28 protein-coding genes, 1 tRNA gene and 1 other RNA gene are annotated in these 26280 nt (G+C 65.8%); 16 read left to right on the top strand and 14 right to left on the bottom strand.

From position 1 onward, the window contains the following. Nucleotides 1-78 precede the first annotated feature (78 nt). From ACGGKE_RS00775 to ACGGKE_RS00820, 10 genes are all read left to right on the top strand, one after another. Nucleotides 79-501 (top strand): acyl-CoA thioesterase, encoded by a 423-nt coding sequence (locus ACGGKE_RS00775; RefSeq protein WP_394439235.1) that lies wholly within the window; start codon nucleotides 79-81, stop codon nucleotides 499-501. Nucleotides 502-572: 71 nt separating this feature from the next. Further along, nucleotides 573-670, top strand: an RNA gene (gene ffs / locus ACGGKE_RS00780) — signal recognition particle sRNA small type. Nucleotides 671-717: 47 nt separating this feature from the next. Then, the gene (locus ACGGKE_RS00785; protein WP_394439236.1) at nucleotides 718-2334 is read left to right on the top strand and encodes a DNA polymerase III subunit gamma/tau; all 1617 of its coding nucleotides are present in this window, start codon (nucleotides 718-720) and stop codon (nucleotides 2332-2334) included. Further along, a complete protein-coding gene (locus tag ACGGKE_RS00790) occupies nucleotides 2331-2654 on the top strand; it encodes a YbaB/EbfC family nucleoid-associated protein (RefSeq protein WP_228166603.1) in 324 nt (107 codons plus the stop codon). Before ACGGKE_RS00785 ends, ACGGKE_RS00790 begins: the two co-directional genes overlap by 4 nt. 138 nt (nucleotides 2655-2792) lie before the next feature. Continuing rightward, nucleotides 2793-5189 carry an endopeptidase La gene (lon, locus tag ACGGKE_RS00795; protein WP_394439238.1) on the top strand — a complete coding sequence of 799 codons (2397 nt, stop codon included), beginning with the start codon at nucleotides 2793-2795 and terminating at the stop codon, nucleotides 5187-5189. Between the two features lie 189 nt (nucleotides 5190-5378). Next, nucleotides 5379-5651, top strand: a complete 273-nt coding sequence (locus ACGGKE_RS00800) for an HU family DNA-binding protein (protein WP_009821372.1) — start codon at nucleotides 5379-5381, stop codon at nucleotides 5649-5651. A gap of 213 nt (nucleotides 5652-5864) precedes the next feature. After that, nucleotides 5865-6425 (top strand): septal ring lytic transglycosylase RlpA family protein, encoded by a 561-nt coding sequence (locus ACGGKE_RS00805; protein ID WP_394439239.1) that lies wholly within the window; start codon nucleotides 5865-5867, stop codon nucleotides 6423-6425. Nucleotides 6426-6513: 88 nt separating this feature from the next. Beyond that, nucleotides 6514-6590 (top strand) — tRNA-His (locus tag ACGGKE_RS00810). A 62-nt stretch (nucleotides 6591-6652) separates the two neighbouring features. Then, complete coding sequence (hisI, locus tag ACGGKE_RS00815) at nucleotides 6653-7024, top strand: phosphoribosyl-AMP cyclohydrolase (protein WP_394439241.1); 372 nt, start codon at nucleotides 6653-6655, stop codon at nucleotides 7022-7024. Continuing rightward, on the top strand, nucleotides 7011-7547 hold the full coding sequence (locus ACGGKE_RS00820) for a hypothetical protein (protein ID WP_394439242.1): 537 nt from the start codon (nucleotides 7011-7013) through the stop codon (nucleotides 7545-7547). Before hisI ends, ACGGKE_RS00820 begins: the two co-directional genes overlap by 14 nt. On the opposite strand, the gene ACGGKE_RS00825 is transcribed toward ACGGKE_RS00820, so the two are convergent. The 5 genes from ACGGKE_RS00825 to ACGGKE_RS00845 all read right to left on the bottom strand — a co-directional run bounded on the left by ACGGKE_RS00825 (nucleotide 7541) and on the right by ACGGKE_RS00845 (nucleotide 11071). Then, nucleotides 7541-8167: a YitT family protein gene (locus ACGGKE_RS00825; RefSeq protein WP_394439243.1), complete on the bottom strand. Its 627-nt coding sequence runs from the start codon at nucleotides 8165-8167 to the stop codon at nucleotides 7541-7543. The genes ACGGKE_RS00820 and ACGGKE_RS00825 overlap by 7 nt on opposite strands. Before the next feature lie 156 nt (nucleotides 8168-8323). Beyond that, on the bottom strand, nucleotides 8324-9316 hold the full coding sequence (locus tag ACGGKE_RS00830; protein WP_394439244.1) for an RcnB family protein: 993 nt from the start codon (nucleotides 9314-9316) through the stop codon (nucleotides 8324-8326). 144 nt (nucleotides 9317-9460) lie between these two features. Continuing rightward, nucleotides 9461-9946, bottom strand: a complete 486-nt coding sequence (locus ACGGKE_RS00835; RefSeq protein ID WP_394439245.1) for a GAF domain-containing protein — start codon at nucleotides 9944-9946, stop codon at nucleotides 9461-9463. A gap of 56 nt (nucleotides 9947-10002) precedes the next feature. Next, nucleotides 10003-10407 carry an alternative ribosome rescue aminoacyl-tRNA hydrolase ArfB gene (arfB, locus tag ACGGKE_RS00840; protein ID WP_394439246.1) on the bottom strand — a complete coding sequence of 135 codons (405 nt, stop codon included), beginning with the start codon at nucleotides 10405-10407 and terminating at the stop codon, nucleotides 10003-10005. Next, the gene (locus ACGGKE_RS00845) at nucleotides 10394-11071 is read right to left on the bottom strand and encodes an RluA family pseudouridine synthase (RefSeq protein WP_394439247.1); all 678 of its coding nucleotides are present in this window, start codon (nucleotides 11069-11071) and stop codon (nucleotides 10394-10396) included. The genes arfB and ACGGKE_RS00845 overlap by 14 nt, the downstream gene beginning before the upstream one ends. Before the next feature lie 70 nt (nucleotides 11072-11141). Here ACGGKE_RS00845 and ACGGKE_RS00850 point away from each other — a divergent pair, with 70 nt between their 5' ends. Then, a complete protein-coding gene (locus ACGGKE_RS00850) occupies nucleotides 11142-12098 on the top strand; it encodes an acyltransferase family protein (RefSeq protein WP_394439248.1) in 957 nt (318 codons plus the stop codon). 4 nt (nucleotides 12099-12102) lie between these two features. On the opposite strand, the gene ACGGKE_RS00855 is transcribed toward ACGGKE_RS00850, so the two are convergent. From ACGGKE_RS00855 to ACGGKE_RS00870, 4 genes are all read right to left on the bottom strand, one after another. Next, entirely contained in the window at nucleotides 12103-12966 is an 864-nt protein-coding gene (locus ACGGKE_RS00855) for a sigma-70 family RNA polymerase sigma factor (RefSeq protein ID WP_394439249.1), read from the bottom strand. Beyond that, on the bottom strand, nucleotides 12966-13448 hold the full coding sequence (locus tag ACGGKE_RS00860) for a carboxymuconolactone decarboxylase family protein (RefSeq protein WP_394439250.1): 483 nt from the start codon (nucleotides 13446-13448) through the stop codon (nucleotides 12966-12968). The genes ACGGKE_RS00855 and ACGGKE_RS00860 overlap by 1 nt, the downstream gene beginning before the upstream one ends. 887 nt (nucleotides 13449-14335) lie before the next feature. Further along, nucleotides 14336-14935: an NAD(P)H:quinone oxidoreductase gene (wrbA, locus tag ACGGKE_RS00865; RefSeq protein ID WP_394439252.1), complete on the bottom strand. Its 600-nt coding sequence runs from the start codon at nucleotides 14933-14935 to the stop codon at nucleotides 14336-14338. Nucleotides 14936-15049: 114 nt separating this feature from the next. Continuing rightward, nucleotides 15050-15769, bottom strand: coding sequence for a pirin family protein (locus ACGGKE_RS00870; RefSeq protein ID WP_394439253.1), 720 nt, complete (start codon nucleotides 15767-15769; stop codon nucleotides 15050-15052). A gap of 106 nt (nucleotides 15770-15875) precedes the next feature. On the opposite strand from ACGGKE_RS00870, the gene ACGGKE_RS00875 reads away from it, so the two are divergent. The 3 genes from ACGGKE_RS00875 to ACGGKE_RS00885 all read left to right on the top strand — a co-directional run bounded on the left by ACGGKE_RS00875 (nucleotide 15876) and on the right by ACGGKE_RS00885 (nucleotide 18494). Next, nucleotides 15876-16769 carry a LysR family transcriptional regulator gene (locus ACGGKE_RS00875; protein WP_394439254.1) on the top strand — a complete coding sequence of 298 codons (894 nt, stop codon included), beginning with the start codon at nucleotides 15876-15878 and terminating at the stop codon, nucleotides 16767-16769. A 269-nt stretch (nucleotides 16770-17038) separates the two neighbouring features. Beyond that, entirely contained in the window at nucleotides 17039-17746 is a 708-nt protein-coding gene (gene ctrA, locus ACGGKE_RS00880) for a response regulator transcription factor CtrA (RefSeq protein ID WP_009821390.1), read from the top strand. A 142-nt stretch (nucleotides 17747-17888) separates the two neighbouring features. Then, nucleotides 17889-18494 (top strand): PAS domain-containing methyl-accepting chemotaxis protein, encoded by a 606-nt coding sequence (locus ACGGKE_RS00885; RefSeq protein WP_394439255.1) that lies wholly within the window; start codon nucleotides 17889-17891, stop codon nucleotides 18492-18494. Between the two features lie 15 nt (nucleotides 18495-18509). Here the strand turns inward: ACGGKE_RS00885 and ACGGKE_RS00890 are convergent, their stop codons facing one another. The 5 genes from ACGGKE_RS00890 to ACGGKE_RS00910 form a co-directional block, all read right to left on the bottom strand. After that, nucleotides 18510-21320 (bottom strand): TonB-dependent receptor domain-containing protein, encoded by a 2811-nt coding sequence (locus tag ACGGKE_RS00890; RefSeq protein WP_394439257.1) that lies wholly within the window; start codon nucleotides 21318-21320, stop codon nucleotides 18510-18512. 113 nt (nucleotides 21321-21433) lie between these two features. Further along, the gene (dcd, locus tag ACGGKE_RS00895) at nucleotides 21434-21988 is read right to left on the bottom strand and encodes a dCTP deaminase (RefSeq protein ID WP_228167045.1); all 555 of its coding nucleotides are present in this window, start codon (nucleotides 21986-21988) and stop codon (nucleotides 21434-21436) included. Between the two features lie 5 nt (nucleotides 21989-21993). Continuing rightward, nucleotides 21994-22473: a cytidine deaminase gene (locus ACGGKE_RS00900; RefSeq protein ID WP_394439258.1), complete on the bottom strand. Its 480-nt coding sequence runs from the start codon at nucleotides 22471-22473 to the stop codon at nucleotides 21994-21996. Then, nucleotides 22452-23120, bottom strand: a complete 669-nt coding sequence (locus tag ACGGKE_RS00905; RefSeq protein WP_394439260.1) for a GH25 family lysozyme — start codon at nucleotides 23118-23120, stop codon at nucleotides 22452-22454. Before ACGGKE_RS00905 ends, ACGGKE_RS00900 begins: the two co-directional genes overlap by 22 nt. 28 nt (nucleotides 23121-23148) lie before the next feature. Further along, entirely contained in the window at nucleotides 23149-23631 is a 483-nt protein-coding gene (locus ACGGKE_RS00910) for a UPF0262 family protein (RefSeq protein WP_228167043.1), read from the bottom strand. A 114-nt stretch (nucleotides 23632-23745) separates the two neighbouring features. Between ACGGKE_RS00910 and ACGGKE_RS00915 the strand changes: the two genes are divergently transcribed. Then, nucleotides 23746-25230 (top strand): replicative DNA helicase, encoded by a 1485-nt coding sequence (locus ACGGKE_RS00915; protein WP_394439261.1) that lies wholly within the window; start codon nucleotides 23746-23748, stop codon nucleotides 25228-25230. Between the two features lie 84 nt (nucleotides 25231-25314). Then, nucleotides 25315-26256: a LysR family transcriptional regulator gene (locus tag ACGGKE_RS00920; protein ID WP_394439263.1), complete on the top strand. Its 942-nt coding sequence runs from the start codon at nucleotides 25315-25317 to the stop codon at nucleotides 26254-26256. The last annotated feature ends 24 nt before the right edge of the window (nucleotides 26257-26280 follow it).

Here is a 26280-nt window from a genome sequence, read left to right on the forward strand (position 1 = left end):
GACTATCCGGCACGTTGATGTCGGATAATGCGCAGTTCGCGCTATCACTCCCCCCGCAGCGATGCTATTTACATCATTGTGAGTAACGCGATTCCCCACAGCTATCCCGTCGGCATCGATCCGGACGACATTGACTTCATGGGTCATGTCAACAATGCCAGCTATCTCAAATGGGTGCAAAACGCGGTTCTCGATCACTGGCGCGCGCTCGCGCCGGCGGAGGCGGTTGCGGAGCATCTGTGGGTCGCGCTCAAGCACGAGATCACCTACCGCAAGCCGACATTTCTGGACGATGAAGTGATCGCGACCGTCCTGCTGGAGAAGGTGCAGGGTGCCCGCGCCTTCTACGAAACGGTGATCCGCCGGGGCGAGGAAGTGCTGGCGGAGGTCAAGTCCAGCTGGTGCTGCGTGGACGCGTCGACCCTGCGGCCGGTTCGCCTCGCGCGCGATGTTATCCAGCATTTCTTCGCCACCGACGAGGAAGGCGCCGGCACGCGCTGATGCCGGGGCGGGCCCGCGCCGCCCACCGCGCTTGCCTCTTGCCAGATCGGCTTCGACCCGCCATATGCCCGCTCGGGAGTCGGGCGGACGAGGCCGTCGCGAACCTGGTCAGGTCCTGACGGAAGCAGCCACAGTGATTCCGCCGCGGGTCGTCCCGGCTCCCACCCTCCACCATCCGGCTTCGACAATTCCTGCCCGAACGGGTAGGACAAACCCATGTCCGATTCACCCCAGCCCTATCGCGTCCTGGCGCGCAAATATCGACCGCGCAGCTTCAGCGAACTCATCGGGCAGGATGCGATGGTCCAGACGCTGGGCAATGCGATCCGGCGCGGGCGCCTGGCGCATGCCTTTCTGATGACCGGGGTGCGCGGCGTCGGCAAGACGTCGACCGCGCGCCTGATCGCAAAAGCCCTGAACTGCGTCGGTCCGGACGGGGAGGGCGGCCCGACCATCGACCCCTGCGGCATCTGCGAACCCTGCAAGGCGATCGCCGAAGGCCGTCATATCGACGTGGTGGAAATGGACGCCGCCAGCCATACCGGCGTGGACGATGTGCGCGAGATTATCGAGGCCGTGCGCTATGCCGCCGTGTCGGCGCGCTACAAGATCTACATCATCGACGAAGTCCATATGCTCTCCAAGAACGCCTTCAACGCCCTGTTGAAGACGCTGGAGGAACCGCCGGCGCATGTGAAGTTCCTGTTCGCCACGACCGAAGTGAACAAGGTGCCGGTGACCGTCCTGTCGCGATGCCAGCGTTTCGACCTGCGCCGCATCCCCGCCGATCTGCTCGCTACTCATTTCGCCCATGTGGTCGAGGCGGAAAGCGTCGCGGCCGAACCCGATGCACTGGCGCTGATCGCTCAGGCGGCGGAAGGGTCGGCGCGCGACGGACTCTCAATACTTGATCAGGCGATCGCGCACGCCGAAATGGGTGAGGGCGCGCCGCTGGTCACGGCCGCGCAAGTGCGCGAGATGCTCGGCCTGTCCGACCGCGGGGCCGTGCGTCGGCTGCTGGCGCTGTTGCTGGAAGGCGAGACGGCCACTTTGCTGGGCGCCGTGCGCGAACTTTACGCACTGGGCATCGAGCCGCTTGCGCTCATGCGCGGACTGATGGAACTGGTTCATGCCGTGACCCTGCTGAAGGCCGGGCGCGATATCGCCAGCCCCGGCCAGTCCGCCGAGGAACGCGAAGCGCTGGCCGACTGGGCCGCGCAGCTTGGCTTCGCGCCCCTGCATCGCCTGTGGCAGTTGCTGCTCAAGGGGCATGACGAGGTGGCGAGCGCGGTGTTGCCGATCGAAAGCTGCGAGATGGCGCTGCTGCGCGTCATGCATGCCGCCACCTTGCCCGATCCCGGCGAAATCGCCCGGATGCTGCGTGAAGGCGGTTCCGCTGCGGGGGGTGCGGCCGCCGCTCCATCGGGAGGAGCGCCTGCTTCGTCTTCCCCCGCCGGCCGGTTGCCGAGCAGCTTTGCCGACCTGATCGAGGCCATGTGGCAGCGGGGCAAGGGCCAGCTGGCGCAGGAACTGCATGATTGCGTGGGATTGGTGCGCTATGCGCCGCCCCAATTGGACTACCGGCCAACCCCGCAATTGCCGTCCGACTTTTCCGCCCGGCTGCTGCCGGCCCTGCGCGAACTGACCGGCGTTGCCTGGCAGGTGGCGCAAGCCGACGGACCGGCCGAACCGACGCTGCTGGAACAGGAGCAGAGCCGGGCGGCGGATGCCCGCGCCCGCATTTTGGAAACCCCGGTGGTCAAGGCGGCGATGGCCGCTTTCCCCGATGCCGAGCTGGACGACAAGCTCGAACGATGGAGTGCAGAAGCATGAAGGACTTGAACGAAATTCTGGGCATGGCGAGCCGCGTCCAGGAGGAATTGCAGCGGGCGCAGGACAATCTGGACAAGCTGGAGGTCGAAGGCGCGGCCGGCGGTGGGCTGGTCAAGGTGCGGGCGTCGGCCAAGGGGCGGATCGTCGGCGTGTCGATCGACGACAGCCTGCTCGCCCCGTCCGAAAAGCAGATGCTGGAAGATCTGATCACCGCCGCCTTCAATGATGCGCGCAAGAAGGCGGATGAGGTCAGCAATACCGAGATGGGCAAGATGACGGCGGGTCTGCCACTGCCCCCCGGCTTCAAGCTGCCCTTCTGATCGGGCAGGGCGGCAAGGCGATCCACCCCCGGTTCATTGTTGCCTTGTTATGACAGTGTAGATTGATTGACGCCCCGGGCATCCCCATAAAGGCGATGGACCGCTTGGAAGGGCCGCAACTATGGCCCCGGAGACTGAATGACTACGCATTATCCTCTTCTGCCGCTGCGTGACATCGTCGTTTTCCCGCAGATGATCGTTCCGCTCTTTGTGGGACGCGATAAGAGCGTCGCCGCGCTGGAAGCCGCGATGGAAGGCGACAAGGAGATTTTTCTCGTGTCCCAACTCGACCCGGCGGAGGATGATCCGGGTCGCGACTCGCTGTACGATACCGGCGTTGTCGCTGTGGTCCTGCAATTGCTGAAGCTGCCCGACGGCACCGTGCGCGTGCTGGTGGAAGGCAAGCATCGTGCGCAGCTCAAGGCGATGGCGGCGCAGGAAAATTATCTGGTCGCCGAGATTGCGCCGGTCGAGGAACTCGCGGCCGAAGGGCCGGAGGCTGCCGCGCTGATGCGCTCGGTCGCCGAGCAATTCGAGAACTACGCCAAGCTCAACAAGAAGCTGCCGGCCGAGACGCCGGTGCAATTGCGCGAGATCGAGGATGCGGGCCGCTTGGCCGACGCGGTCGCCGCCAACATCAACGTCAAGGTGTCCGACAAGCAGTCGCTGCTCGTCGAAGCCGACCCGGTCAAGCGGCTGGAAATGGTCTTCGCCTTCATGGAGGGCGAGCTTGGCGTCCTGCAGGTGGAGAAGAAGATTCGCGGTCGCGTGAAGCGGCAGATGGAGAAGACCCAGCGCGAATATTATCTCAACGAGCAGTTGAAGGCGATTCAGCGCGAACTGGGCAATGGCGAAGGCGAGGAAGGCGACGAACTCGCCGAATTGACCGAGAAGATCGCCAAGACCAAGCTCAGCAAGGAAGCGCGGTCCAAGGCCACGGCGGAGCTCAAGAAGCTCAAGGCGATGCAACCCATGTCGGCCGAAGCCACCGTCGTGCGCAACTATCTCGACGTGCTGCTGGGTCTGCCTTGGGGCAAGAAGGGCAAGGTCAAGAACGACCTCAAGAAGGCGCAGGACATCCTCGACGAGGATCATTTCGCGCTCGAAAAGGTCAAGGACCGTATCATCGAATATCTGGCCGTGCAGGCGCGCACCAACAAGTTGAAGGGGCCGATCCTGTGCCTCGTGGGCCCGCCGGGTGTCGGCAAGACCTCGCTCGGTCGCTCCATCGCCAAGGCGACGGGGCGCGAATTCGTGCGCCAGTCGCTGGGCGGCGTGCGCGACGAAGCCGAAATTCGCGGCCATCGCCGCACCTATATTGGCTCGCTGCCAGGCAAGATCGTGTCGAACCTGAAAAAGGCCGGCACGATGAACCCGCTCTTCCTGCTCGACGAGATCGACAAGCTGGGCCAGGACTTCCGGGGAGACCCGGCCTCGGCATTGCTGGAGGTGCTCGACCCCGAGCAGAACAACAAGTTCCAGGACCATTATCTGGAAATCGACGTCGATCTGTCCGACGTGATGTTCGTGACCACGGCCAACTCGCTGAACCTGCCCCAGCCGCTGCTTGACCGCATGGAGATCATCCGGCTGGAGGGCTATACCGAGGATGAGAAGGTGGAGATCGCCGAGCGGCACTTGCTGCCCAAGCAGATCGACGCCCATGGCCTGAAGGATGGCGAGGTCGAAGTCACCGAAGCCGCAGTGCGCGACCTCATCCGCTATTATACGCGCGAAGCGGGCGTCCGCACGCTGGAGCGCGAAATGGCGCGGCTTGCGCGCAAGGCGCTGCGCAAGATCCTGGAAGGCGAATATGACAAGATCGTCATCACGCCCGACAATCTTGCCGACTTCGCCGGTGTGCGGAAATTCCGCCATGGTGTGGGCGAAGAAGAAAATCAGATCGGCGCCGTCACGGGTCTCGCCTGGACCGAAGTCGGTGGCGAACTGCTGACGATCGAGGCGGTGACGGTCCCTGGCAAGGGGCAGATCAAGACCACCGGCAAGCTCGGCGAAGTGATGAACGAATCGGTGCAGGCCGCCTTCTCCTATGTGAAGGCGCGGTCGCCGGGCTATGGCATCAAGCCGAGCGTCTTCAACCGCAAGGACATCCACATCCACCTTCCCGAAGGCGCGGTGCCCAAGGATGGGCCTTCGGCGGGCATCGGCATGGTCACGACGATCGTGTCGACGCTGACCGGCATCCCGGTGCAGAAGGATGTCGCCATGACCGGCGAAGTGACGTTGCGCGGTCGCGTGCTGCCGATCGGCGGGCTCAAGGAGAAGCTGCTCGCGGCGCTGCGTGGCGGCATCAAGACGGTGCTGATCCCGCAGGAAAATGAGAAAGACCTAGCGGAAATTCCCGCCAATATTCGTGAAGGGCTGGAGATCATCCCGGTCTCGCATGTCGACGAGGTTCTGGCGCGCGCGCTGGTGTCGACGCCGGAGGCGATCGCCTGGACGGAGGAGGACGACCTTGCCGCCCAGCCGTCCAACCTCGCGGGACGGGACAGCGATCCTGCGCTTCGGCACTGAAAAGTCACTGAAGTGAAACAAACCGCAGAACTCCTCGATTTTGCTTCATAATGCGCGGCGGGGCGCGATTTTGGAGCAAAGCAGGGGTCTTCGTCGCTTTCCCTTTGACAGGCGCCGGAATCCGCGCCTTATTGCCCCGCCTACGCCGCGATTCCTAACTAACCAACAGCACAAGGGGGTTCCCAAGGCATGAACAAGCAGGATCTGATCAGCACGGTTGCTGAAAGCAGCGGCCTCAGCAAGAATGACGCGACTAAGGCGGTTGAAGGCGTGTTCGACGCGATCACCGGCGCACTGAAGAAGGGCGATGAAGTGCGGCTCGTGGGCTTCGGCACTTTCTCGGTTTCGCAGCGCAAGGCGTCGACCGGTCGCAACCCGCGCACCGGCGAAACCATGACCATCAAGGCTTCGGCGCAGCCGAAGTTCAAGGCCGGCAAGGGCCTGAAGGATTCGGTCAACTAAGGGCGAGGGCGTCCGTTCGCGCGGACGCTCGCTCTGGCTGACTTTGCCGGCATCGCGGTCGGAAAAGCATTAGGAGAGTGAGACGCGCTCAGGGCTTGCGCCGGGGCGTGTCCAGGAAGCCGAAAGCGAAGGGGTGAAGGCGCAAGTGCCTTCGCCCCTTTTCCTTGGGCTCCTATCTCGACGCGCCGGGCCGCGGGCATTAGGGGTGTCGCCATGACGGTTTGGACTAGGATGGCGTGGGCCGTTCCTGCCCTGGCTTTGGCGGCTTGCGGCGGCGGCAATTTCCGGCCGGTCAGCGACCACCCCGTGCGCATCGGCCCTCCCTACAAGGTGCGCGGCGTTACCTATGTCCCTGCCGCCGACCCCCATTATGACATGCTGGGTTATGCCAGTTGGTATGGATCTGAATCGGGCAATCGCACCGCCAATGGCGAGCGGTTTCGCGCCAAATGGATAACCGGTGCGCATGTCACCCTGCCGTTGCCCAGCTATGTCGAGGTGACGTCGCTCGATACCGGGCGCACCATTCTTGTTCGCGTGAATGATCGCGGGCCCTTCGCCGGACGCGGACGCATCATCGACCTGTCGCGCGGCGCAGCGGAGGAACTGGGCATCCGCGCGCGGGGCCATGCGCCGGTGCGGGTGCGCCTGGTCGATCCGCCGGAAAAGGATCGCGCACGACTGCGCAAAGGGAAAGCCGCGCGCGAGCGGCCCCGCCTTTCGGAAACGGCGCTCGCCAATCTGCGCGCGCAACTTGCCGGCGGGATGCAATGACGAAAACGCGCACGCATGGATTTGCCCGCTTGACGGGCAGGGATCGGCCGCATATGTGCCCTGTCTCTCGGGGCCGTCAGCCCCTGTGGCGATCGTAGCTCAGTTGGTTAGAGCGCCGGTTTGTGGTACCGGAGGTCGCGGGTTCGGATCCCGTCGATCGCCCCATTTGGCTCCTTTTTTGCGCAGATGGACTTCGCATCGGCGCTGCCGCCCTCTATAGCGCGGCCATGACGGACGCACGCGACACGGGCCTGACCCTCAATCCCAAATATGATCGGGACGGCCTCATCACCGCTGTCGTCACCGACAATGCGAGCGGCGAGGTGCTGATGGTCGCGCATATGAATGCGCAGGCGTTGGCGCTGACCGTCGACACCGGTCTTGCCCATTTCTGGTCCCGCAGCCGCCAGGCGCTGTGGAAGAAGGGTGAGACGTCGGGCCACATGCTGCAGGTGCGCGACATCCGCATCGACTGCGATCAGGACGCCGTGTGGGTGAAGGCGGTCCCGGCAGGCCCCACTTGTCATACTGGCGCCCGCTCCTGCTTTTTCCGGCGCATTGGGCCGGACGGTCTCAGCAGCGTCGATGCGGCGGACTAGCTTAGCGCTCCTCTTTCTGTTGCTGAACGCCTGCCAGCGCAGTCCCGTCGGGCAGGATGCCGCGCCGGCGCCGACAGGCGGCGCGGCATCCCGGCTGGAACGCGCGGCGATCGAGAGCGGGGCGATTGCCGATCCCGCGAACGTCTCTCCCGTCGGTCTGTTCCAGCGCAGTCATGAAGCGGGTCGGGATGCGCTCTGTGTCGTGCCCGGTCGCGACGGTGCGCTCCGCTTCGGGCTGGAGGCGGTATTCGGGGAAGAGCCCGCCTGCCGCGGGCAGGGTGGGGCCCGGCGCGCGGGCGACAAGCTGATCCTCAGTTTCAAAGGTGGTGATCGCTGCATCATCGTCGCGCAATATGATGGCGATCAGGTGGCCTTGCCCGGCGTTGTCGACCTGGCCTGCGCGGATCTGTGCGACGGACGCGGGTCGCTCGAAGGGGTCAGCTTCCCCCGCATCGCCAGTGATGCCGCCGCTGCGTTGCGCGCGCGCGACCGGGCCGGCGATCCGCTCTGCGCGGCTCAGTGACCGATATAGCGGCCGGGGCGATGATTGACCATCAGCACGCCGTTGATCGCCGCGGCTGACAGCACCGACAGCCCGAAGCGATCGGCGCTCAGCACCGGCAGCGACGCCAGCAGGATCAGCACGTCGCATGCCATCTGCGTCCGCCCGGCATTCCAGCCGCGCGCCCTTTGCAGGATCAGCGCGATGACCCCCACGCCGCCGACGCCTGCGCCGTGCCGCGCTATCGCCAATATGCCGAAGCCGATGATCGACCCGCCGAACAGCGCGGCGAACAGGGGGCTGACCTTCGCCACCTGGACGGCCCAGGGCATCATCAGTCCCAGGGCCATGATCGCCACATTGGCGAACAGCGTCTTGAGCCCGAAGGCGAGCCCCATCGCTCGGCCGCCGAACAGGAAGAAGGGGATGTTGATGAGGATGAACAACGTCGCGGGCGACCAGGGGATCAGATAGGATATCAGCAGGGCGATACCGGCCATGCCGCCGGTCACCAGATTGGCCTGCTTCAGCAGCATTAGGCCCATGGCGATGAAGGCGCAGCCAAGGGCGATGGCATAGCCGTCTTCGGCAAGGCTGTGGGGGCGGGCGGTCTGGCTGGACGCGGGCAGGACGGGAGGCATGACGTATCCGATAGGCTGACAAATGCCCCGGTCATCCTCTCCCTGTCATGCCATTGCGCCCCCGGCCGCTCAATGCCGTCAGGGCGCCTGGCTGCCGGCCGGATCGGCCGGAGCGGCTCCTTGGCACGAGCGCGCGCCGCCGTCCAGATGGCCGCGCTATTTGCAGCGGCAGGCGCGCCGGGGCCGGCGCACCGTCTTGCGCGGCGCGACCGTTTCCGTGACATAGGTGGTCGTCGTCGTGGTCGTGACCGCAGGCTGCACCGTCACGGTCGTCACGACCGGTGCGGGATAATAATAGCCGCCCGACACATAGCCGCCCCCCGCCATGGGCGCGCCGCCCCAATGCGCTCCACCGTCATAGGGAGGCGCCGGATAATCGACGCCCGCGCCACGGACATCGCCTTCGAACCGGCCATCATAGGTGCCCGACACGGTGCGGCCGTCATCGGTCGTCCAGGTGCCGGTCCAGCGCCCTTCATATTCGTTGGAGCCGGTCACGGCGTCGTCGGCATAGCGATAACCATAACCATCGTCATAGCGTGCGCCCGGGCGGGAGGGGCGCGCCGGGCGGCTGCGGTCCTCCGCCTTGTCGATCGCCATCCCGGCGACCGCGCCGACACCGGCGCCAATCAGCGTTCCTTCGGTCCGGTTGCCGCGCCCCGCGATGCGATTGCCAGCGACACCGCCGACCACCGCGCCGATCGCGGCGCCGCCCACGCCATTATCGCGGCGGTTCTCGGCATAGTCGCCATAGCCGCCCTCATACCGATCCCAATCAATATCCGACCGATAATCATAAACCCGCCCATAGCGATCGGTCATGACGGCGTCGTCATAGTAACGGGACCAGCCATAGCCGGGCGCGGGGGCGGGCAGGCCATAGGCAGGATAATTGGCGATATAATAGCTGGGGCTCACCCAATAGCGCGGCAGGATGAAGCCGCGGACCGGACGATGATAGGCGCTCCAACCGCCCGGTGCGCGCCATCCGGCATACCAGCGTCCCTGGTAGCGCGGTCCCCAGCGATGCATGCCGTCCTGCTGCACGGCAGGACGAGGCGGATGAACGCCGCCTTTGTCTGCGGCCATCACCGGTCCGGCCGCACCCGTCATCGCCATCCCGGCGCCGATCAGGACGATCTGCAACATGCGCATCGACAAGTCTCCCTGTTGTCTTCGATCGGCACGACGCGCACCGGAAAAAACTAACGCTTCGTTTAGCATGATGATCCGCGGCTATCCACGCTTTGGCAGGGGCGGCATTGTCCTGAAACGGGGCAACAGGGTGAGTTTTCAGCCTATCCGGCCTGCGATCAGCGCCGCCAGTCCTTCGATCCCGGCCGCATCCTCGGCATCGAAGCGCGCGGGGCGAGGACTGTCGAGGTCGATCACGCCGACCAGCGCGCCGTCATGGATGACCGGCACGACCAGTTCCGACGCGCTGGCGGCGTCGCAGGCGATATGGCCGGGAAAGGCGTGCACGTCCGCCACCAGCTGCGTCTCCCGGCTGGCCGCCGCCGCGCCGCATACGCCCCGGCCCACGGGAATGCGGATACAGGCCGGCTTGCCCTGAAACGGCCCCAGCACCAGCTCGCCGTCCGCCATCCGGTAGAAGCCGGCCCAGTTGAGATCGGGCAGAAACTGCCAGAGCAGCGCGGCCAGGTTCGCCATGTTGGCGACCGGATCCGGCTCTCCGGCCGTCAGCGCATCGGCGGCGGAGAGCAAGTCGGCATAAAGTGTCGCCTTGTCGGCGGTGGCGGTGGGGGTGAAGTCGTACATGGTTCAATCCATTAGGCTGCGGCCGGTCATGTGGCCAGTCGGTCTTGCAATGATGTTCAATCCATCCGCACTTTTCCGCGGCCCTGCTTGACGGAGCTGCGGGCTTTTTTGGCGTCGACGCGGCGGGCCTTGGCGGCCTTGCCGGGTTTGGTGGCGATGCGGCGGGCGTCGCGTTCATGAGCCCTGGCGATCATGTCGGCCAGGCGATCCCGAGCGTCCTGGCGGTTGGCTTCCTGGGTGCGGAAGCGGTTGGCCTGGATCAGTATCTCGTTGGCGGCGGTGAGGCGCGATCCCGCCAGTTCCTTGATCTTGCGATAGGCATAGGGCGGCAGTCCGAGCCGGAACAGGTTGACGCGCAACTGCACCGCGGTCGCGACCTTGTTCACATTCTGGCCGCCCGGCCCGCCGCCGGTGATGAAGCGCTCCTCCAGCGCCTCTTCGGGCACATCAAAGTCCGGCATCGTCCAGATATTCCGGGCTGAAGCCGGCGGCGACGAAGCTCTGCGGCAGCGGCGCGGTCGCTTCCGCGGCCGGCTTGTCGCCGCGCGGCAGGCTCAGGAACCGGCTGTGGAGCAGCATCGGCCCTTCGCCATTGCCATAGACCGGGTCGCCCATGATGCCAAAGCCCAGCCCGTGCTGGGCATGGACGCGGATCTGATGGGTGCGGCCGGTTTCCGGCGTGAAGGCGATCAGCGCGCGCCCGTCGCGCTCCGCCAGCTTGCGCCAATGGGTGACGGCGGCCTTGCCCGCCTTGGCAGCGATCATGCGCCAGCCCTGCGTCGGCGTGCTGACCTTCTTGAGCGAGAGCGCGATCGTGCCCTCCGCCTCCGCCGGCACGCCGTCGACCACCGCGATGTAGCGCTTGGTCACCGTGCCGGCCTCGAACGCGGCGGCGAAGCGCTTGTGCGCCTTGGGGTTGCGGGCGAGCAGCAGGCAGCCGCTGGTGTCCCGGTCCAGCCGGTGGACGGGCAGCGGCCAGCGCTGGAAGCCGAAGGTCAGCGAGGCGAGATGATTTTCCAGGCTCATCGACCCGTCGCGCGGCGCATCGACCGGCAGGCCGGCGGGCTTGTCGAGGATCAGCGCCTCGCCATCGAGGAACAGGACATGGTCGGTCAGCAGGGGCAAGTGGAAGTTTTCCTATCGGGAACAAGGGGGCGATTGACGCGCGCGCGGCATCCTATAGGGCGGGCAGGCGATGGAAAACAGGGGGCATGACGCGGCGACCGCGCAATTTCGGCTGGACTGGGTCGATGTGGCGCGGGGGATCGGCATCATCGCGGTGGTGGCGGGCCATGTCTGGACCCGCGGGCCGGCGCGCGATGCGATCTACAGTTTCCACATGCCGCTCTTCTTCCTGCTGTCGGGCATGCTGTCGCGGCCGCATCCCGTGGCGGCCTTCACCTGGCGGCAGATCGTCACCCAAATGCGGCCCTATGCCGCCTTCCTGATCCTTCTCCTGCTGGCCGACCAGATCGTCGAGCCGATGAAGGGCAAGGCGCCGATCTTTCGCGACTGGCCGCAGGACATGGAATCGATCCTGCTGGGCGGAACCTGGCTGGGCGGGCCGTTCATCATTTTCTGGTTCGTGCCCTGCCTGATGGTGGCGCGCATCGCGTTCAACATCGCGCTGCGCCGCTGGCCCGATCCGCTCGACGGACGCTGGGCGCTGCTGCTCCTGCCGCTGGCGTTGCTGGCCTATGGGCTGGGCTGGGCTTTCGACGAGTCCCCGCTGGGCCTGCTCAGCGCGCCCATGGCCGTGCTGCTGCTGTGGACGGGCGCGGCCTGGCCGCGCATCCGCTGGCGCAACGAGCTGATCCTGCCGCTGGGCCTGCTGGCGCTGGCGGGGCTCGCAGGCGTCTTTCCGACGCTCAACATGAAGGTCGCGGATTATGGCTGGCCGCTGCTGTCGATCGCGTCCGCGGTGGCGACGTCGCTGCTGCTGTTTCGCCTGTCGGCGCTGATCGCGCGCTACGCCTGGCCGCTGAGGCAGTTCGGTCGCGCCTCGCTGGTCATCATGTATCTGCATGGCGCGCTCATCCATTATTGCGGTCCCTCGCTGTCTAAAGCCTGGCTTCTCGCTCTCGCCCTCGTCCTGCCCTTCTTTGCCTGGCACCTGGTGCGGTTGACGCCGCTGCGGCGCGTCTTCCTCTAGCGCGTCAGTGAAGATGGCGCAGCTTGTCGGGGTTGCGCATCACATAGATGGCGCTGATCCGCCCATCCTCAATCGCCAGCGCGGTGGTCTGAATCTCGCCATCGGCCTCGCGCGTGACGAAGCCGGGCAGGCCGTTGATCCGGCAGGTGCGCAGCAGGGTCGACCCATATTTGCCGAACAGCACGCCCAGCGCCTTGTGCACCTGCATCACCTGCGCATGGCCGAGCGCAGGGCGAACCGCCGCCGGGCGCTTGCCGCCGCCGTCGCTGTGCAGGCTGACATCCTGCGCCAGCATCGCGCCGAGCGCGCGCATGTCGCCGCTGCGCGAGGCGGCGAAGAAGGCGCTGGCGATCTCCAGCCCGCGCGCTTGCTCCATGCGGTAGCGGGGCCGTGCGTCGCGGACATGGCTGCGCGCCCGGGCGGCGAGTTGCCGGCAGGCCGCAGCGTCGCGGCCGATGGTGGCGGCGACCTCATCGAAGCCGAGGCCAAAGACATCGTGCAACAGGAAAGCGGCGCGCTCCAGCGGCGACAGGCGCTCCAGCGCCAGCATCAGCGGCAGGGTGACGTCGTCGGGCTCCGCCTCCGCATCCTCGACCAGCGGCTCGGGCAGCCAGGGGCCGACATAGGTTTCGCGGCGGACCCGCGCGGATTTTAGCTGGTCGAGGCAGAGGCGCGTGACGATGCGGCGGAGAAAGGCTTCGGGTTCGCGCACCGCGGCATGATCCGCGCCCATCCAGCGCAGAAAGGCGTCCTGCACCACATCCTCGGCATCGGCGACCGAGCCGAGCATGCGATAGGCGATGCGCACGAGGCGGGGACGCAGCGGGTCGAAGCGCGCCGCTGCGTCCATCTGCGTCCCCGGCGCCATCAGGCGGCGACCATCGCCTGGGCGGCGTCCCGCGCCTTGGTCGCGGGCGTTTCGAGCCACAGGCCAAAGCCCACCGCCAGGCGGTTCCACCCATTGATGATGTTGATCATCAAGGTCAGCTGCACCTGTTCCTCCTCGCTGAACTCCCATTGGAGCGCCTGGCGGGCATTTTCCAGCTCTGGTCCTTCGGACAGGCGAGTCATCGCTTCGGTCCAGCCAAGCGCCGCGCGTTCTCGATCGGTATAGCAGGGCGCCTCACGCCAGGCCGAGAGGAGGTAGACGCGCTGTTCGCTTTCGCCCTGCGCCCGGGCGTCGGCGCTGTGCATGTTGAGGCAGTTGGCGCACTGGTTGATCTGCGACGCGCGGATCTTGACCAGTTCGACGAGCGCGGGCTCCAGCGCTTCGGCGATCGCGGTGCTGGCGGCGTACCACGCCTTGGTCTCCCGGGGCGCGGCGGTGAAGGGGTCGAGCTTGGCAGTCATGATGCAGTCCTTTCGCTTGAGGTCTGCAGCCATGACGAGATGGCGGCGCGGGATGTGACATGCGCCAGCAATTTTTTCGCGCCACGGACGCGCCGCCAGGGTCACAGGCCGAAGTTCACACGGTGTCGCGGTTCCAGGCCGGAAGCGACCGGAAGGCGACCGGTAAGCGACCGCAACGCGACAGCGACGCGCCTCATCAGCGACACCAGCGCGCCGATCGCATGACGCGCATGCGCCGGCGCGGACGGGGTTCCGAGCGGAGGGGAGCGGGTCCATCGATGAGGGTAGATCAGATGATATCCTATTTGGGAAGGGGGTGAGGGGGCGGCAACCTCGGTATCGGGTCCATCCCCCTCATCCAACTCCGCCTAGCCGCTCCGCGGCAAGGCTTCGTATCCTTCTCCCTCAAGGGAGAAGGAATGTCCTACTTTGGTCGACATCCGACGCTCAAAAATTCTGGCGCGGACCCGGTAGTGAGTTGGATTCCTGCTTTCGCGGGAATGACGGAGAGGGGGGCAGCCATCCCCCTGATAGGGGGGTGTCCCGCTAGCGAGAGGGTGACACCCCTCCGTCTGGCCTTTGGCCAGCCACCTCCCCTGCCAGGGGAGGATGACGGTTGTGTTGGTCGTTTCGACTGTCTTCCGCGTGCCGGGGAGGGGCGGATCCTTGCTGGGCGGTCTGGACTGGCCAGTTCCTGATCGAGGCGTTGGGGGCGGGTGGGTTCCCGCTTTCGCGGGAACGACGGGGATTTTGGGGGCGGGGGCGCTGCGGGGCGGGGAGCAGCTTGATAGCGTCCGGGTTCCTGGCCGAGTGGCCTGCGCGCGAAGGGGCTGGCGCAAGTCTTGTGCGCCAGCCCTTAAGCTGTTTGCTTTGTGACTTGGTAGCGGTCAGCCGTGCAGCTTGATCGCGGTTTCGGCGATGCGGCGGCCCTGGTAGCGGGCGCCGTCCAGTTCATCTTCGCTGGGCTGGCGGCTGCCGTCGCCGTCGGCGAGGGTCGTCGCGCCATAGGGCGAGCCGCCGCGCACCTTGTCAACGCCCATCTGGCCCTGGAAGCCATAGTCGAGCCCGACGATGGTCATGCCGAAATGCAGCAGGTTGGTAATGATCGAGAAGAGCGTGACTTCCTGACCGCCATGCTGGCTGGCGGTCGAGGTGAAGGCGCCGCCGACCTTGCCATTGAGCGCGCCGCGCGCCCACAGGCCGCCGGCCTGATCGAGGAAAGCCGCCATCTGGCTGGACATGCGGCCAAAGCGCGTGCCGGTGCCGATGATGATCGCATCATAGTCGGCGAGTTCGTTCACCGTGGCGATCGGCGCGTCCTGATCGAGCTTGAAATGCGCGTTCTTCGCGACTTCGAGCGGGGCGGTTTCGGGCACGCGCTTGATGTCGACCTGCGCGCCGGCGGCCGCCGCGCCTTCGGCCACGGCCTTGGCCATGGTTTCGATATGGCCGTAGGACGAATAATAGAGAACCAGAACCTTAGCCATTGTCATGTCTCCTTGCCTGAAAGGGTGAAAAGGGGTGGCCGCCTGCAGGAGGGAGGGAATGCAGGCGGCCCGGCCCGTCCATGAGGGGAGGGGATCGGACGGACCAAAAGGTGTTCAGATGCTGTCGACCAGCACGATCTCGGCGTCCTCCAGCGCCGTGATGGTGATGGGGCCGCCGCTGTCGATGGCGGCGCCGTCGCGCGCGTCGAAGCGTTCGCCGTCAATCTCGATCCGCCCGGTGGCGGGGACGAGATAGAGGTGGCGGCCGGGCGCGCTGTCATAGGTGACGCTGGTCCCGGCCTTGATCGTGCCGCCCAGGAGACGCGCGTCGGCGCGGATGCGCAGCGCTTCCTTGTCAGACTCGTCACCGCTGGCCAGGACGACCAGCTTGCCGGCGCGCTCGCCCTTGGGGAAGGGCTTGGCCCCCCAGCTGGGCTGGCCGCCGCGGCTGCGCGGCATGATCCAGATCTGGAAGAGGGTGGTGGTTTCATCCTCCAGATTATATTCGGCGTGGCGGATGCCGGTGCCGGCGGACATCACCTGAACATCGCCGGCTTCGGTGCGGCCCTTGTTGCCCAGGCTGTCCTGATGCGTGATCGCGCCAGTGCGGACATAGGTGATGATTTCCATGTCGCTGTGCGGATGGGGCGGAAAGCCCGAACGCGGACCGATCTCGTCATCATTCCAGACGCGGATCGCACCCCAGTGCATCCGGTCTTCGTCATAATAGTCCGCGAAGGAAAAATGGTGGCGCGCGTTGAGCCAGCCATGGTCGGCATGGCCCAGTGACGCAAAGGGGCGGCGCTCGATGCGGCTCGCATTGGTTGTCGTCATGGCAGAAGCCTTTCATTACGGTGCCGGCGGTTCCGGCTTGCTTTCCGACAATCTAGCGATCAGGATCGTTTCTTGAACGAGCAGCTTTGAAACGGATTGTTTCCCGATGCGCCTTCCCGACTTCGAAGCCTGGGCCATGTTCGCTGCGGTGGTGGAGCATCGCAGCTTCACCGACGCGGCCCGCGCGCTGAGCGTGTCCAAGGCGACGGTGTCGAAGGCGGTGACGCGGCTGGAGGAGCATCTTGACACCAGCCTGTTCAATCGCACCAGCCGGCGGCTGGCGCTGACCGAAAGTGGCAAGCGGCTGGCCGATCATGCGCAGCGCATCCTGGCCGAGGCACAGGCGGCGGAGGAAGCGGCGCGGGACGAGACGGCGGACCTGTCGGGCGTGGTGCGGCTGGGCGCGCCGATGACGTTCGGGCTGCTGCGCGTGGCGCCGCTGGTGGCTCAGTTCACGAAGGACCATCCGCTGGTCGATGTCCACCTGCATCTGTCGGACGCGCATATCGACATCGTCGAAATGGGACTGGACGCGACCCTGCGCATTGCCGACATGCCCGACAGTTCGCTGCGGGCCCGGCGGTTGGCCGACGTGCACATGCATGTCATCGCATCGCCCGCCTATCTGGCAGAGCGCGGGCGCCCCACGCATCCGACCGACCTCAGCGGCCATGACTGTCTGTGCTATTCCAATGTCGCGACGCCCGACGTGTGGCGCTTTGCCGGGCCGGGGCAGCAGAATGTCGCGGTGCAGGTGCGCAGCCGCATCACCGTCAACAGCGGCGAGGCGATGCTGCCGGCGCTGCGGCTGGGCGTGGGCATCGCGCGGCTGCCCGACTTCATCATCGGCGACGCGCTGGCCGCCGGCGAGGTGGAGGAGATATTGACCGAATGGCGGCCCGCGCCCTTCGGCCTGCATCTGGTGACGCCGCCATCGCGCCTGCGGCCGGCGCGGGTCGAGGCGCTGCTGGACTATCTGACCCGGCATCATGGCTGTTAACCGCGCGCATCAACCTTCGTGAATTTTCGCCGAACGGGTCATGGGCGGCTTAACCTTGCAGAAAGGACATCGACCAGTTTTGAGGCCAGACGCCGCCCGCGACCTACGACTTTCAAGCCTCTGTTAAGAGAGTCATTTTGCTGCGACTCGTGGATTCCCGCCAGTTAGCGAAAAATTAACCTTTGTCCTTCAGAAGTTTTTTGGTTAATGATTTGGAGCAGAAGCCGTTCTGGTGGGGTGAACGGGACTGCGACGCAAAGGGGCTTCACATGCGCGTGCTGCTGATTGAGGACGAACCGACCACCGCCAAGGCGATCGAGCTGATGCTCACGACCGAAGGCTTCAACGTCTACACCACCGATCTGGGCGAAGAGGGTTTGGACCTCGGCAAGCTCTATGATTATGACATCATCTGCCTAGACCTGAACCTGCCGGACATGCACGGCTATGACGTGCTGAAGAAGCTGCGCGCGGCCAAGGTGCAGACGCCGGTTCTGATCCTGTCGGGCATCAGCGAGATGGACAGCAAGGTCCGGTCCTTCGGCTTCGGCGCGGACGATTATGTGACCAAGCCCTTTCACCGCGAAGAGCTGATCGCGCGTATCCATGCCGTTGTGCGCCGATCCAAGGGGCATAGCCAGTCGGTCATCCGCACCGGCAAGCTGTCGGTCAATCTGGACGCCAAGACGGTCGAAGTGGACGGCAACCGCGTCCACCTGACGGGCAAGGAATATGCGATGCTGGAGCTGCTGTCGCTGCGCAAGGGCACGACGCTGACCAAGGAGATGTTCCTCAACCATCTGTATGGCGGGATGGACGAGCCCGAACTCAAGATCATCGACGTGTTCATCTGCAAGCTGCGCAAGAAGCTGGCCCTGGCCTGCGGCGGCGACAATTATATCGAGACGGTCTGGGGCCGCGGCTATGTGCTGCGCGATCCCGACGAAGTCGAGGAGACGCAGGCCAAGGTCGCCTGACGCGAAGAAGATTTCGGGGGTGAGAAGGCCGGGCCTCGCAAGGGCGCCCGGCCTTTTCGTGTCCGAAAGAGTCGCGCCCGTCATTCTTAACGGCTTGGTTACCAGCCGACGCCTAGCGGAGTTGCGAAGGAGTTTTCGTTGAATGGTGCAAGCCACGCACAGCCCCCAGGCGGCATGGGACGCGATATGCCGGTCGCAGGCGGTGATCGAATTCGATCCCATAGGCACCATCCTTTGGGCCAATGATTCGTTCCTGGCGACGATGGGATATGCCCTGGCCGATGTGGAAGGCCGTCATCACCGCATCTTCTGCGAGCCCGGCTATGCCGAAACGGCCGCCTATGCCGATTTTTGGCGCAAGCTGGGGCGTGGCGAGTTCGATGCGGGCGAATATAAGCGGGTCGGCAAGGGCGGCCGGGCCATATGGCTGCAGGCGACCTATAATCCGGTGTTCCGCGCCGACGGATCGGTCGAACGCATCCTCAAGATCGCGACCGACACGACGCCCGCGCACCAGCTGCGCATGAAATTGCGCAACACGGTCGACGGGCTGTCGGACATCGTCAACAGCATCGGCCTGATCGCCAACCAGACCAACTTGCTGGCGCTCAACGCGAGTATCGAAGCGGCGCGGGCGGGCGAGGCGGGCAAGGGCTTCGCGGTCGTGGCGGCGGAGGTCAAGAAGCTGGCCGGCGATACGCGCAGCGCCACCGATCGGGCGCGCGCCATGGTAACCGGCGCGCAATGAAGCGCTAATCCCGCGTCAGAAGGTCAGCATGAGCTTGCCATAATAGAAGCCGCCGCTGATGCCGTAGGGGGAATAGGGGTTGTAGAGCGAAAAGCCCGACGTCCCCTGGTTCACCGCGCTGAGTTTCGTCGGATAGATGTTGAAGAGGTTGTTCGCGCCCGCTGCGATGCGGACGCCCTGCGCCAGGGCGTAGCTCAGTTCCAGGTCGAAGATGGTCTTGGGCGCGATCACTTCGTCGGGATAATAGGTGTCGCCATCGACAGTGACGGTGCGGGCGGCGACTTGCGTCACTTCGCCATAGCGCGTCGCGCGCAGGTTCAGCATCGCGTCGCCCCGGGTCCAGTTGAGGTTGGCGATGATCCTGTTGCGCGGCGTGCCCTTGGTGAAATCGCCCTGCCGCGCCCGGTCGATCAGGCTGACGCCGATGTCGGCGAGCAGGTCCGGCACGTCGAGCCGCGTGAAGATGGTCTTGTTGAGATTGCCTGACAGGGTGAGGAGCGCGCTGCCGCGCGCGCCCAGGTCCGCGCGCCAGCTGGCGACGATGTCGAGACCGCGAGTGCGCGTGCTGGCCGCGTTGGAGAAATAGAAGCCGCTCTGCACCGGGTCCAGTCCGGCGGCGAGCAATATGTCGCCCAGACCATTATAGCCGCTGGCGCGCGTCGCGTCGGGCAAAGCGGAGAGCGTGCCGCTCAGCAGGATGCGGTCGCGAATCCTGATCTGATAGGTGTCGATGGTGAGGCTGAGCCCGGACAGCGGCGTCAGCACCAGCCCGGCGGAAAGGTTGGTGGATTTTTCGGGCTTGAGCGGCTGCGCGCCCCAGGCGACGGCGACGGGATCATCGACCTGCAGCGCGCGCACCGGGGCGAGGCGGGTGGTGGTTTCGCCGGGGAACAGCACGCCGATGGTGCTGGATGAGGCATAATGGCGCTGCTGGAGCGTGGGCGCGCGAAAGCCGGTGCTGGCGGTGCCCCGCAGCGCGACGCCGCGCAGGGGTTCGATGCGGGCCGAGACTTTCCATGTGTCGGTGGTGCCGAAGTCGGAATAATCCTCATGCCGGCCGGCCAGCGCGACCTCGACGCCGTCGGCGATCTTCTGTTCCAGGTTGAGATAGGCGGACCAGGCATGGCGCCGGTAATGGCCGGCGGTTTCGGGGGCGAAGCCGGTCACGCCCTGCGCGCCGGGCGTGCGGGTTTCGCCGGCGAAGGGGGCGCCGGCGGGCGAGCGATAGCCGCCGTCGATATAGGAAGCGGGGTCGCCCGCCGCGATGCTGTAGCCATTTTCCCGATATTCGGCGCCCAGCGCGACGAGCAGCGGCGCTGCAAGGCCGATCGGCACATCGCGTTGCAGGTCGATATTGCTGGTCCATTCGGTCGCCGTCACCGTGCCGATATGGAAGCGGGTGGGGCTGTCCGGCCCGAGCGAGACGTTGAGCGACTCCTCGGTATAACGGGCCTGGTTGCGGGCGTAGCTGGTGCTGAGGTCGAAGCGGATACCGGCGGGGCCATCACCGCGCAGGCCGCCGGTAACCTGGCTGTCGCGATCCTGGATATGAAAATGCGGGATATAGCCTTCGGGATAGATGGCCGGGATGTTGAGGATAGTGTTGGGCGTGCGGTAGGTGAGGAACGCGTCGGCGTGGCGGCGCGACCAGGTGCCGCTGCTATAGGCCTCCACCGCCGCGCCGATGGGCATCATCGCATTATAGGACAGGTTGAGGCCATCGACCTGCGGCTGGCCGGGCTTGTTGCGCATGCGGTCAGCGGTCGCTTCGCGCGGGTCGCCGGCCGCATAGAGGCTGGAGGTGATCGGGCCGCCGCGGATGGTGCGGCCCTGAAGATAGGCGTCGGCCGCGACATGGAGGGTGCCGCGGCCGATCGCGAAGCCATTATCGACCTGATACCGGCCCTGTTCGCCGCCGCCGTCCCGCGCGCCGCCCCCCAGCGCCGATGCGCCGCCCTTCGTGTCGCTCTTGAGGATGATGTTGACGACGCCGGCGATCGCGTCCGACCCATATTGCGCCGATGCGCCGTCGCGCAGCACCTCCATCCGGTCGATCATGTTGGACGGGATCAGGTCCAGGTCGGGCGGGGACTGGCCATTCTGAGTCGTGCCGTTGATGAACAGGGTCGCGCTGTTGTGCCGGCGCTTGCCGTTGACCAGCACCAGCAGCTGGTCGCCGGCCAGGCCGCGCAGGGAGAGCGTCTTAATCGCGAAGCTGGCGCCCGCTCCGCTGTTCGACACGCTGATCGAGGGGATGAGGGTGCCGAGGAGGTCGCGCACCGACTGCTTGCCGCTGGCTTCCAGATCGCGCGCCTCCAGCACGTCGATCGGAGCCATGCTGTCGGCCACGGTGCGGCTGGCCTGGCGGGTGCCGGTGACGATGATCGGGGTGGGGTCCGCCACCGGATCTGGGGCGGGCGACACTGCGGCGGCGGGCGCGTCGGCCGGGGCGGCGCTGGCCTGAGCGAACTGGAAGGATAGCAGGCTTTGCCGCGCCGTCTGGCGCACCGGCGCGGCGAGCGCGATCACCCCCGCGCCGGTCGTCGTCATCTTGAGCTTCGTGCCGGCCAGCAGCCGTTGGAGCGCCTGGCCGGTGGTCATCCAGCCTTCGACCCGGCGGCTGCGGATGCCCGCCACCGCATCATAGGGAAAGAGGATGCGGATGCCGGTCTGCGTCGAGACGTGGCGCAGGGCGCTGCCGAGCGGCTGGACATGGATGTCGAAGCGGTGGCGCTGGCTGAGCGCCTTGTCCGGCGGGGCGGCCCGAACGGGCGGCGCGGTGCAGAAGGCCAAGCTGAGCCAGGCCAGGGCATGAACAAGGCGCATCGCCATTTCCCCCATGTTGCCGGCCTGCTGGCGCGGTCATCAGGAAGAAACGGTCGAGGCCGGGCGACCCGCCATGGCGGCGGGCGGCGCGGCTCAGGACAGGGGGCGGCGGGTCAGAGGCGGGGCAGGGTGACGCCCTGCTGCCCCATATATTTGCCCGCGCGGTCGGCATAGCTGACTTCGCACGGTTCGTTGCCCTGCAGGAAGAGGAACTGACAGGCGCCTTCATTGGCGTAGATTTTCGCGGGCAGCGGTGTGGTGTTGGAAAATTCCAGCGTTACATGCCCTTCCCAGCCCGGTTCCAGCGGAGTCACGTTCACGATGATGCCGCAACGCGCATAGGTGGATTTGCCAAGGCAGATCACCAGCACGTCGCGTGGCACGCGGAAATATTCGACTGTGCGGGCGAGCGCGAAACTGTTTGGCGGGATGATGCAGACGTCGGTCTTGCGATCGACGAAGCTGTTGGCGGCGAAATCCTTGGGGTCCACCACTGCGCTGTCGACATTGGTGAAGATCTTGAATTCGTCCGCCACGCGCGCGTCATAGCCATAGGAGGACAGGCCGTAGCTGATGCAGCCGTCGCGTTTCTGGCTTTCGACGAAGGGTTCGATCATGCCGGTCGAAAGCGCCTTTTCGCGGATCCACTTGTCGGAAAGAATGGCCATGTCTGTCAGCTCTTTTTCAGGGGGCGGATGCCCAGGTCCTTGGGGCCAAAGGCATGGGGCAGGAGATCGGCGAGGGTGAGGTCGAGCACCTGGCCGCCGCTGGGCGTCGCGCAATAAATGGCGAGCGGGCGCCCGGCCATCTGCTCGGCTTCGTTCATCACCTGCCGGCAGCGGCCGCAGGGGGTGACGAGCGCTTCGTCCTGGCTGTCCATCGCGCCGCCCACGACGGCGATGGCGGCGACGTCGGCGAAGCGGCCCTGCGCATTGACGGTGGCGAGCGCCACCGTTTCGGCGCAGAGCGACAGGCCATAGCTCGCATTTTCGAAATTGCAGCCGGTGACGATGCTGCCGTCGATCAGGCGCACCGCCGCGCCCACGGCGAAGCGGCTATAGGGTGCGTGGGCATGGGCCATCGCGGCGCGCGCGGCGGCGACCAGTTGCTGCACATCGTCATTTTCCGCCATCAGCGCGCCACCACATTCCATCGAACCGGACCATCGACGCCGTCGATATGCCGCATGTCGGTGGCTGTCCACATCACCCAGGGGCGGCTGGCATAATCGGGCGCCAGGAAATTGCCGTCGAGCCAAAGGGTGCGGTTGATCCCCGCCCCAATGTCATAGGCCTGGTCGAAATCCTCGGTCACGTTAAGCAGCGCGGGCTTGCCCGCCTGTCCTTCGACCAGGTTGATGAGGGTGTTGAGGTTGGAAAGCAACAGGTCGCGGCCGGGCCGCTTGGCGCAGCCGGGCGCGAAGGCGAGGCGGATCACCGGGGGCAGGGCGGCATTGTCACGCGGCACGGTGGTCATGAAGCCGGTCGCCTGGTCGATCGGGCTGCGGCAGGGGCTGAATTCGATGAGCGCGCCATAGCGCATTCCCGCCGCGCGCGCGCCGCGCCAGTTGGCGGCGAAGGCGGCGTCGCGCCGTCCATCGGCGCGGGCGGCGCGGATATAGGCGAAGTCGGCGCCCTGCGCCGCCAGCGTGCCCCAGTCGACCGTGCCTTGCGCTGCGCTGATCGTCACGCCCTGCACCGGATAATCCTCCCGCGAAGGGGCCCAGGCGCGCGCATAGAGCCACAGCGCCAATGCCAGCACCGCGATCACCGCCAGCCCCGCCCCGATACGGACCAGCATGCCCCCGAACGTCAATTCCCTGATCCCACTACCCCTTGATATGCAGCACGCAGATGAGCGTGAAGAGCCGCCGCGCGGTGTCGAAATCGACCTTGATCTTGCCTTCCAGCCGCTCGATCAGCGTTTCGGCCGCATCATTGTGGATCGCGCGCCGGGCCATGTCGACGGTTTCGATCTGCTGGGGCGAGGCGTTGCTGATCGCCTGATAATAGCTGTCGCAGATGGCGAAATAGTCGCGGATCGGCCGGCGGAAACGGCCGAGGCTGAGGATGATCGCTTCCAGCGGACTGTCGTCTTCCCGGTTGATCTCTATGACCAGCCGGCCTTCCTCGACCCGCAGCACCACCTTGTAGGGACCGGCATAGCCATCGGCATGGACGCGCTGGGGGGCGAAATGATTATCCTCCAGCAGGTCGAAGATCGCGATACGCCGTTCCTGCTCCACGTCGGCATTGCGCCACAGGATCGTGCGCTCGTCGAGCTGGATGTCTATGATGCGCGGATCGGCCATGATGAAGCGCATAGTCAGTGCGGCGGCGCGCGCCCAAATGCAAGCGGGACTTATCCACAGCTGTGTTCCGCATGACCTCTTGCGCGCGCCGTGCCGGGAGAGGAAAGAGGGCCGATGGTCGAACTGCTGAAAATCAATCCCGCCGAAACGGGCGGCGCCGAATTGCCGCGCAACGTCGAAGCCGAAGCCGCGCTGCTGGGCGCGATCATGATCGACAATCGCATCGCCGAGGACGTGCAGCTCAAGCTCAAGGCCGAGCATTTCTTCGAGCCGCTGCATGGGCGCATCTATGACGCGATCATGCGCTTGCTGGACAAGGACATGGTCGCCAACCCGGTGACGCTCAAGCCGATGCTGGAGCAGGATCCGGCGCTCAAGGAATTGGGCGGCGCGGCCTATCTGGCGCAGCTGACCGGCAATGGCGCGGCGCTGATCGGCGCGCGCGATTTCGCCAGCCAGATCTATGACCTGGCGCTGTTGCGGGAACTGGTGAGCGTCGGCCGGGAACTGGTTGAAAATGCGCTGGATACCAGCGAGGATGTCAACCCGCGCGAGCAGATCGAGGCGGCCGAAGTCGCGCTGTACAAGGTGTCGGAAGGTGAGGGCGAGACCGGGTCGGTCAAGAGCTTCCTCATGGCGTCGACCATGGCCGTGCAGGTGGCGGAGCGTGCGCTCAACAGCGGCGGCCATGTGTCGGGCATCACCACCGGCATCAACAGCCTGAACGCCAAGATCGGCGGCCTGCACAATTCCGACCTCATGATCCTGGCCGGGCGTCCGGGCATGGGCAAGACGTCGCTGGCGACCAACATCGCCTATAATGCGGCGTCGCGCTGGGTGCGGGACAATGCCGACGGCATTCCGCCGGAAAAGAATATGGGGGCCAAGACCGCCTTCTTCTCCCTGGAAATGTCGGCCGACCAGCTGGCGACCCGCGTGCTCGCCGAACAGTCGGGCATTTCGGGCGAAGCGCTGCGCATGGGCAAGATCAGCCGCGCGGACTTCCAGAACCTGTCGCGCGCTGCGCGCGAGCTGCAGGAGCTGCCGCTGTTCATCGACGACACGCCGGGCCTGACGATCGCGGCGCTGCGCACGCGCGCGCGGCGGTTGAAGCGGCGGCACGACATCGGCTTCATCGTCGTCGATTATCTCCAGCTGCTGCAGGGCACCGGGCGCGGCGACGGCAATCGCGTGAACGAGATTTCGGAGATTTCCCGTGGCTTGAAGACGCTGGCGAAGGAATTGCACGTGCCGGTGCTGGCGCTGTCGCAGCTCAGCCGCGCCGTCGAACAGCGCGAGGACAAGCGCCCGCAACTGTCCGACCTGCGCGAATCCGGCTCGATCGAGCAGGATGCCGACATGGTCTGGTTCGTGTTCCGCGAGGATTATTACGAAGCAGCCAAGGAGCCCAAGCCCGACGACGAGGCCGCCTATGCCGCGTGGAAGGAGAATATGGAGCGCATCTATGGCCTTGCCGAAGTGATCGTCGCCAAGCAGCGCCATGGTTCGACCGGACGCATCCGGATGAAGTTCGACGCCAAGATCACGCGCTTTTCCGACATTGCCGACGATGGCTATCAGGATATGAGCTACGAGTGACGCGCGCCACAATTGATTACATTTGCAAACTGGATGAGGCGCTGATCGGCTGCTAACGGGAATCACTCGCATTAACTGACGCGAATGGACCTGATGCTGCCTGGTGCTCATTTCGACCTGAACATGCTGGTGATCCTGGCCCAGCTGCTGCGCACCCGCAGCGTGACGCGCACCGCGCGGCATATGGGGGTCAGCCAGCCCGCGATCAGCCGATCGCTGGCGCAACTGCGCGATTTGCTGGGCGACCCGCTGCTGGTGCGCACCGGCACGGGCATGGCGCTGACGCGGCGGGGCGAGGAACTGGCCGAGCCGGTGGAGGCCTGGCTGGCGGCGACCACGACGCTGCTGGCGCCGCCGCATTTCGATCCGGCGGAGTTGCAGCGGCGCTTTCGCATTGCGTCCACCGACTTCGGGGTTGCCGCGGTCGTCGCGCCAGCATTGGGTGCAATCATGCGCGCCGCGCCCGGTGCGTCGATCGACATTGTGCCGCTGGGCAGCGACATGGCCCGCGCGCTGACCGCTGGCGAGGTCGACCTGGTCATCAGCGGGCTCGATCCCGATCCGGCGGTCACCTATGAACGCTTCCTGTTCCTGGAAGGCTTTCGTTGCGTGACCCTGCCCGATCATCCGTTGATGGCGGGCGGGAGCGCAGAGCCGCTGGACGTCGAGGCGTTCCTCGCCTGGCCGCATATCAGCTTCACCGTCAGCGATACCGGGTTCGACCGGATCGACCATCGGCTCGGGAGCCTGGCGGCGCGCCGGCATGTCATCGCGCGGCTGCCCTATTTCCAGGCCGCGCCGCTGCTGTTCCCGCATCCCGACGCGATCCTGACGCTGCCCGCGCGCCTGGCACACAGCCTGTGCCAATGTCATGGGCTGGCCAGTCGTCCCGCGCCCGAGCAGATCGGCCAGTTCGGCTATCGCCTGCTGTGGAACGAACGGTCGCGCCGCGATCCGGCGGTTGCCTGGCTGAGCGATGTGCTGGCGGCGCATTGCGGCACGACGCCGCATAAGGTCGACGCATGACCTTTATCCATTCTCGATATTTGG

Source organism: Sphingobium naphthae, assembly GCF_043589935.1.
GTDB classification, from domain to species: domain Bacteria; phylum Pseudomonadota; class Alphaproteobacteria; order Sphingomonadales; family Sphingomonadaceae; genus Sphingobium; species Sphingobium naphthae_A.

What these genes read in the sequence shown, in the direction of transcription:
- ACGGKE_RS00785 (WP_394439236.1), top strand. Translation starts at nt 718, where the DNA reads ATGTCCGATTCACCCCAGCCCTATCGCGTCCTGGCGCGCAAATATCGA.
- ACGGKE_RS00790 (WP_228166603.1), top strand. Translation starts at nt 2,331, where the DNA reads ATGAAGGACTTGAACGAAATTCTGGGCATGGCGAGCCGCGTCCAGGAG.
- lon (WP_394439238.1), top strand. Translation starts at nt 2,793, where the DNA reads ATGACTACGCATTATCCTCTTCTGCCGCTGCGTGACATCGTCGTTTTC.
- ACGGKE_RS00800 (WP_009821372.1), top strand. Translation starts at nt 5,379, where the DNA reads ATGAACAAGCAGGATCTGATCAGCACGGTTGCTGAAAGCAGCGGCCTC.
- ACGGKE_RS00805 (WP_394439239.1), top strand. Translation starts at nt 5,865, where the DNA reads ATGACGGTTTGGACTAGGATGGCGTGGGCCGTTCCTGCCCTGGCTTTG.
- hisI (WP_394439241.1), top strand. Translation starts at nt 6,653, where the DNA reads ATGACGGACGCACGCGACACGGGCCTGACCCTCAATCCCAAATATGAT.
- ACGGKE_RS00820 (WP_394439242.1), top strand. Translation starts at nt 7,011, where the DNA reads ATGCGGCGGACTAGCTTAGCGCTCCTCTTTCTGTTGCTGAACGCCTGC.
- ACGGKE_RS00825 (WP_394439243.1), bottom strand. Translation starts at nt 8,167, where the DNA reads ATGCCTCCCGTCCTGCCCGCGTCCAGCCAGACCGCCCGCCCCCACAGC.
- ACGGKE_RS00830 (WP_394439244.1), bottom strand. Translation starts at nt 9,316, where the DNA reads ATGTTGCAGATCGTCCTGATCGGCGCCGGGATGGCGATGACGGGTGCG.
- ACGGKE_RS00835 (WP_394439245.1), bottom strand. Translation starts at nt 9,946, where the DNA reads ATGTACGACTTCACCCCCACCGCCACCGCCGACAAGGCGACACTTTAT.
- arfB (WP_394439246.1), bottom strand. Translation starts at nt 10,407, where the DNA reads ATGCCGGACTTTGATGTGCCCGAAGAGGCGCTGGAGGAGCGCTTCATC.
- ACGGKE_RS00850 (WP_394439248.1), top strand. Translation starts at nt 11,142, where the DNA reads ATGGAAAACAGGGGGCATGACGCGGCGACCGCGCAATTTCGGCTGGAC.
- ACGGKE_RS00855 (WP_394439249.1), bottom strand. Translation starts at nt 12,966, where the DNA reads ATGGCGCCGGGGACGCAGATGGACGCAGCGGCGCGCTTCGACCCGCTG.
- ACGGKE_RS00860 (WP_394439250.1), bottom strand. Translation starts at nt 13,448, where the DNA reads ATGACTGCCAAGCTCGACCCCTTCACCGCCGCGCCCCGGGAGACCAAG.
- wrbA (WP_394439252.1), bottom strand. Translation starts at nt 14,935, where the DNA reads ATGGCTAAGGTTCTGGTTCTCTATTATTCGTCCTACGGCCATATCGAA.
- ACGGKE_RS00870 (WP_394439253.1), bottom strand. Translation starts at nt 15,769, where the DNA reads ATGACGACAACCAATGCGAGCCGCATCGAGCGCCGCCCCTTTGCGTCA.
- ACGGKE_RS00875 (WP_394439254.1), top strand. Translation starts at nt 15,876, where the DNA reads ATGCGCCTTCCCGACTTCGAAGCCTGGGCCATGTTCGCTGCGGTGGTG.
- ctrA (WP_009821390.1), top strand. Translation starts at nt 17,039, where the DNA reads ATGCGCGTGCTGCTGATTGAGGACGAACCGACCACCGCCAAGGCGATC.
- ACGGKE_RS00885 (WP_394439255.1), top strand. Translation starts at nt 17,889, where the DNA reads ATGGTGCAAGCCACGCACAGCCCCCAGGCGGCATGGGACGCGATATGC.
- ACGGKE_RS00890 (WP_394439257.1), bottom strand. Translation starts at nt 21,320, where the DNA reads ATGCGCCTTGTTCATGCCCTGGCCTGGCTCAGCTTGGCCTTCTGCACC.
- dcd (WP_228167045.1), bottom strand. Translation starts at nt 21,988, where the DNA reads ATGGCCATTCTTTCCGACAAGTGGATCCGCGAAAAGGCGCTTTCGACC.
- ACGGKE_RS00900 (WP_394439258.1), bottom strand. Translation starts at nt 22,473, where the DNA reads ATGGAATGTGGTGGCGCGCTGATGGCGGAAAATGACGATGTGCAGCAA.
- ACGGKE_RS00905 (WP_394439260.1), bottom strand. Translation starts at nt 23,120, where the DNA reads ATGCTGGTCCGTATCGGGGCGGGGCTGGCGGTGATCGCGGTGCTGGCA.
- ACGGKE_RS00910 (WP_228167043.1), bottom strand. Translation starts at nt 23,631, where the DNA reads ATGGCCGATCCGCGCATCATAGACATCCAGCTCGACGAGCGCACGATC.
- ACGGKE_RS00915 (WP_394439261.1), top strand. Translation starts at nt 23,746, where the DNA reads ATGGTCGAACTGCTGAAAATCAATCCCGCCGAAACGGGCGGCGCCGAA.
- ACGGKE_RS00920 (WP_394439263.1), top strand. Translation starts at nt 25,315, where the DNA reads ATGGACCTGATGCTGCCTGGTGCTCATTTCGACCTGAACATGCTGGTG.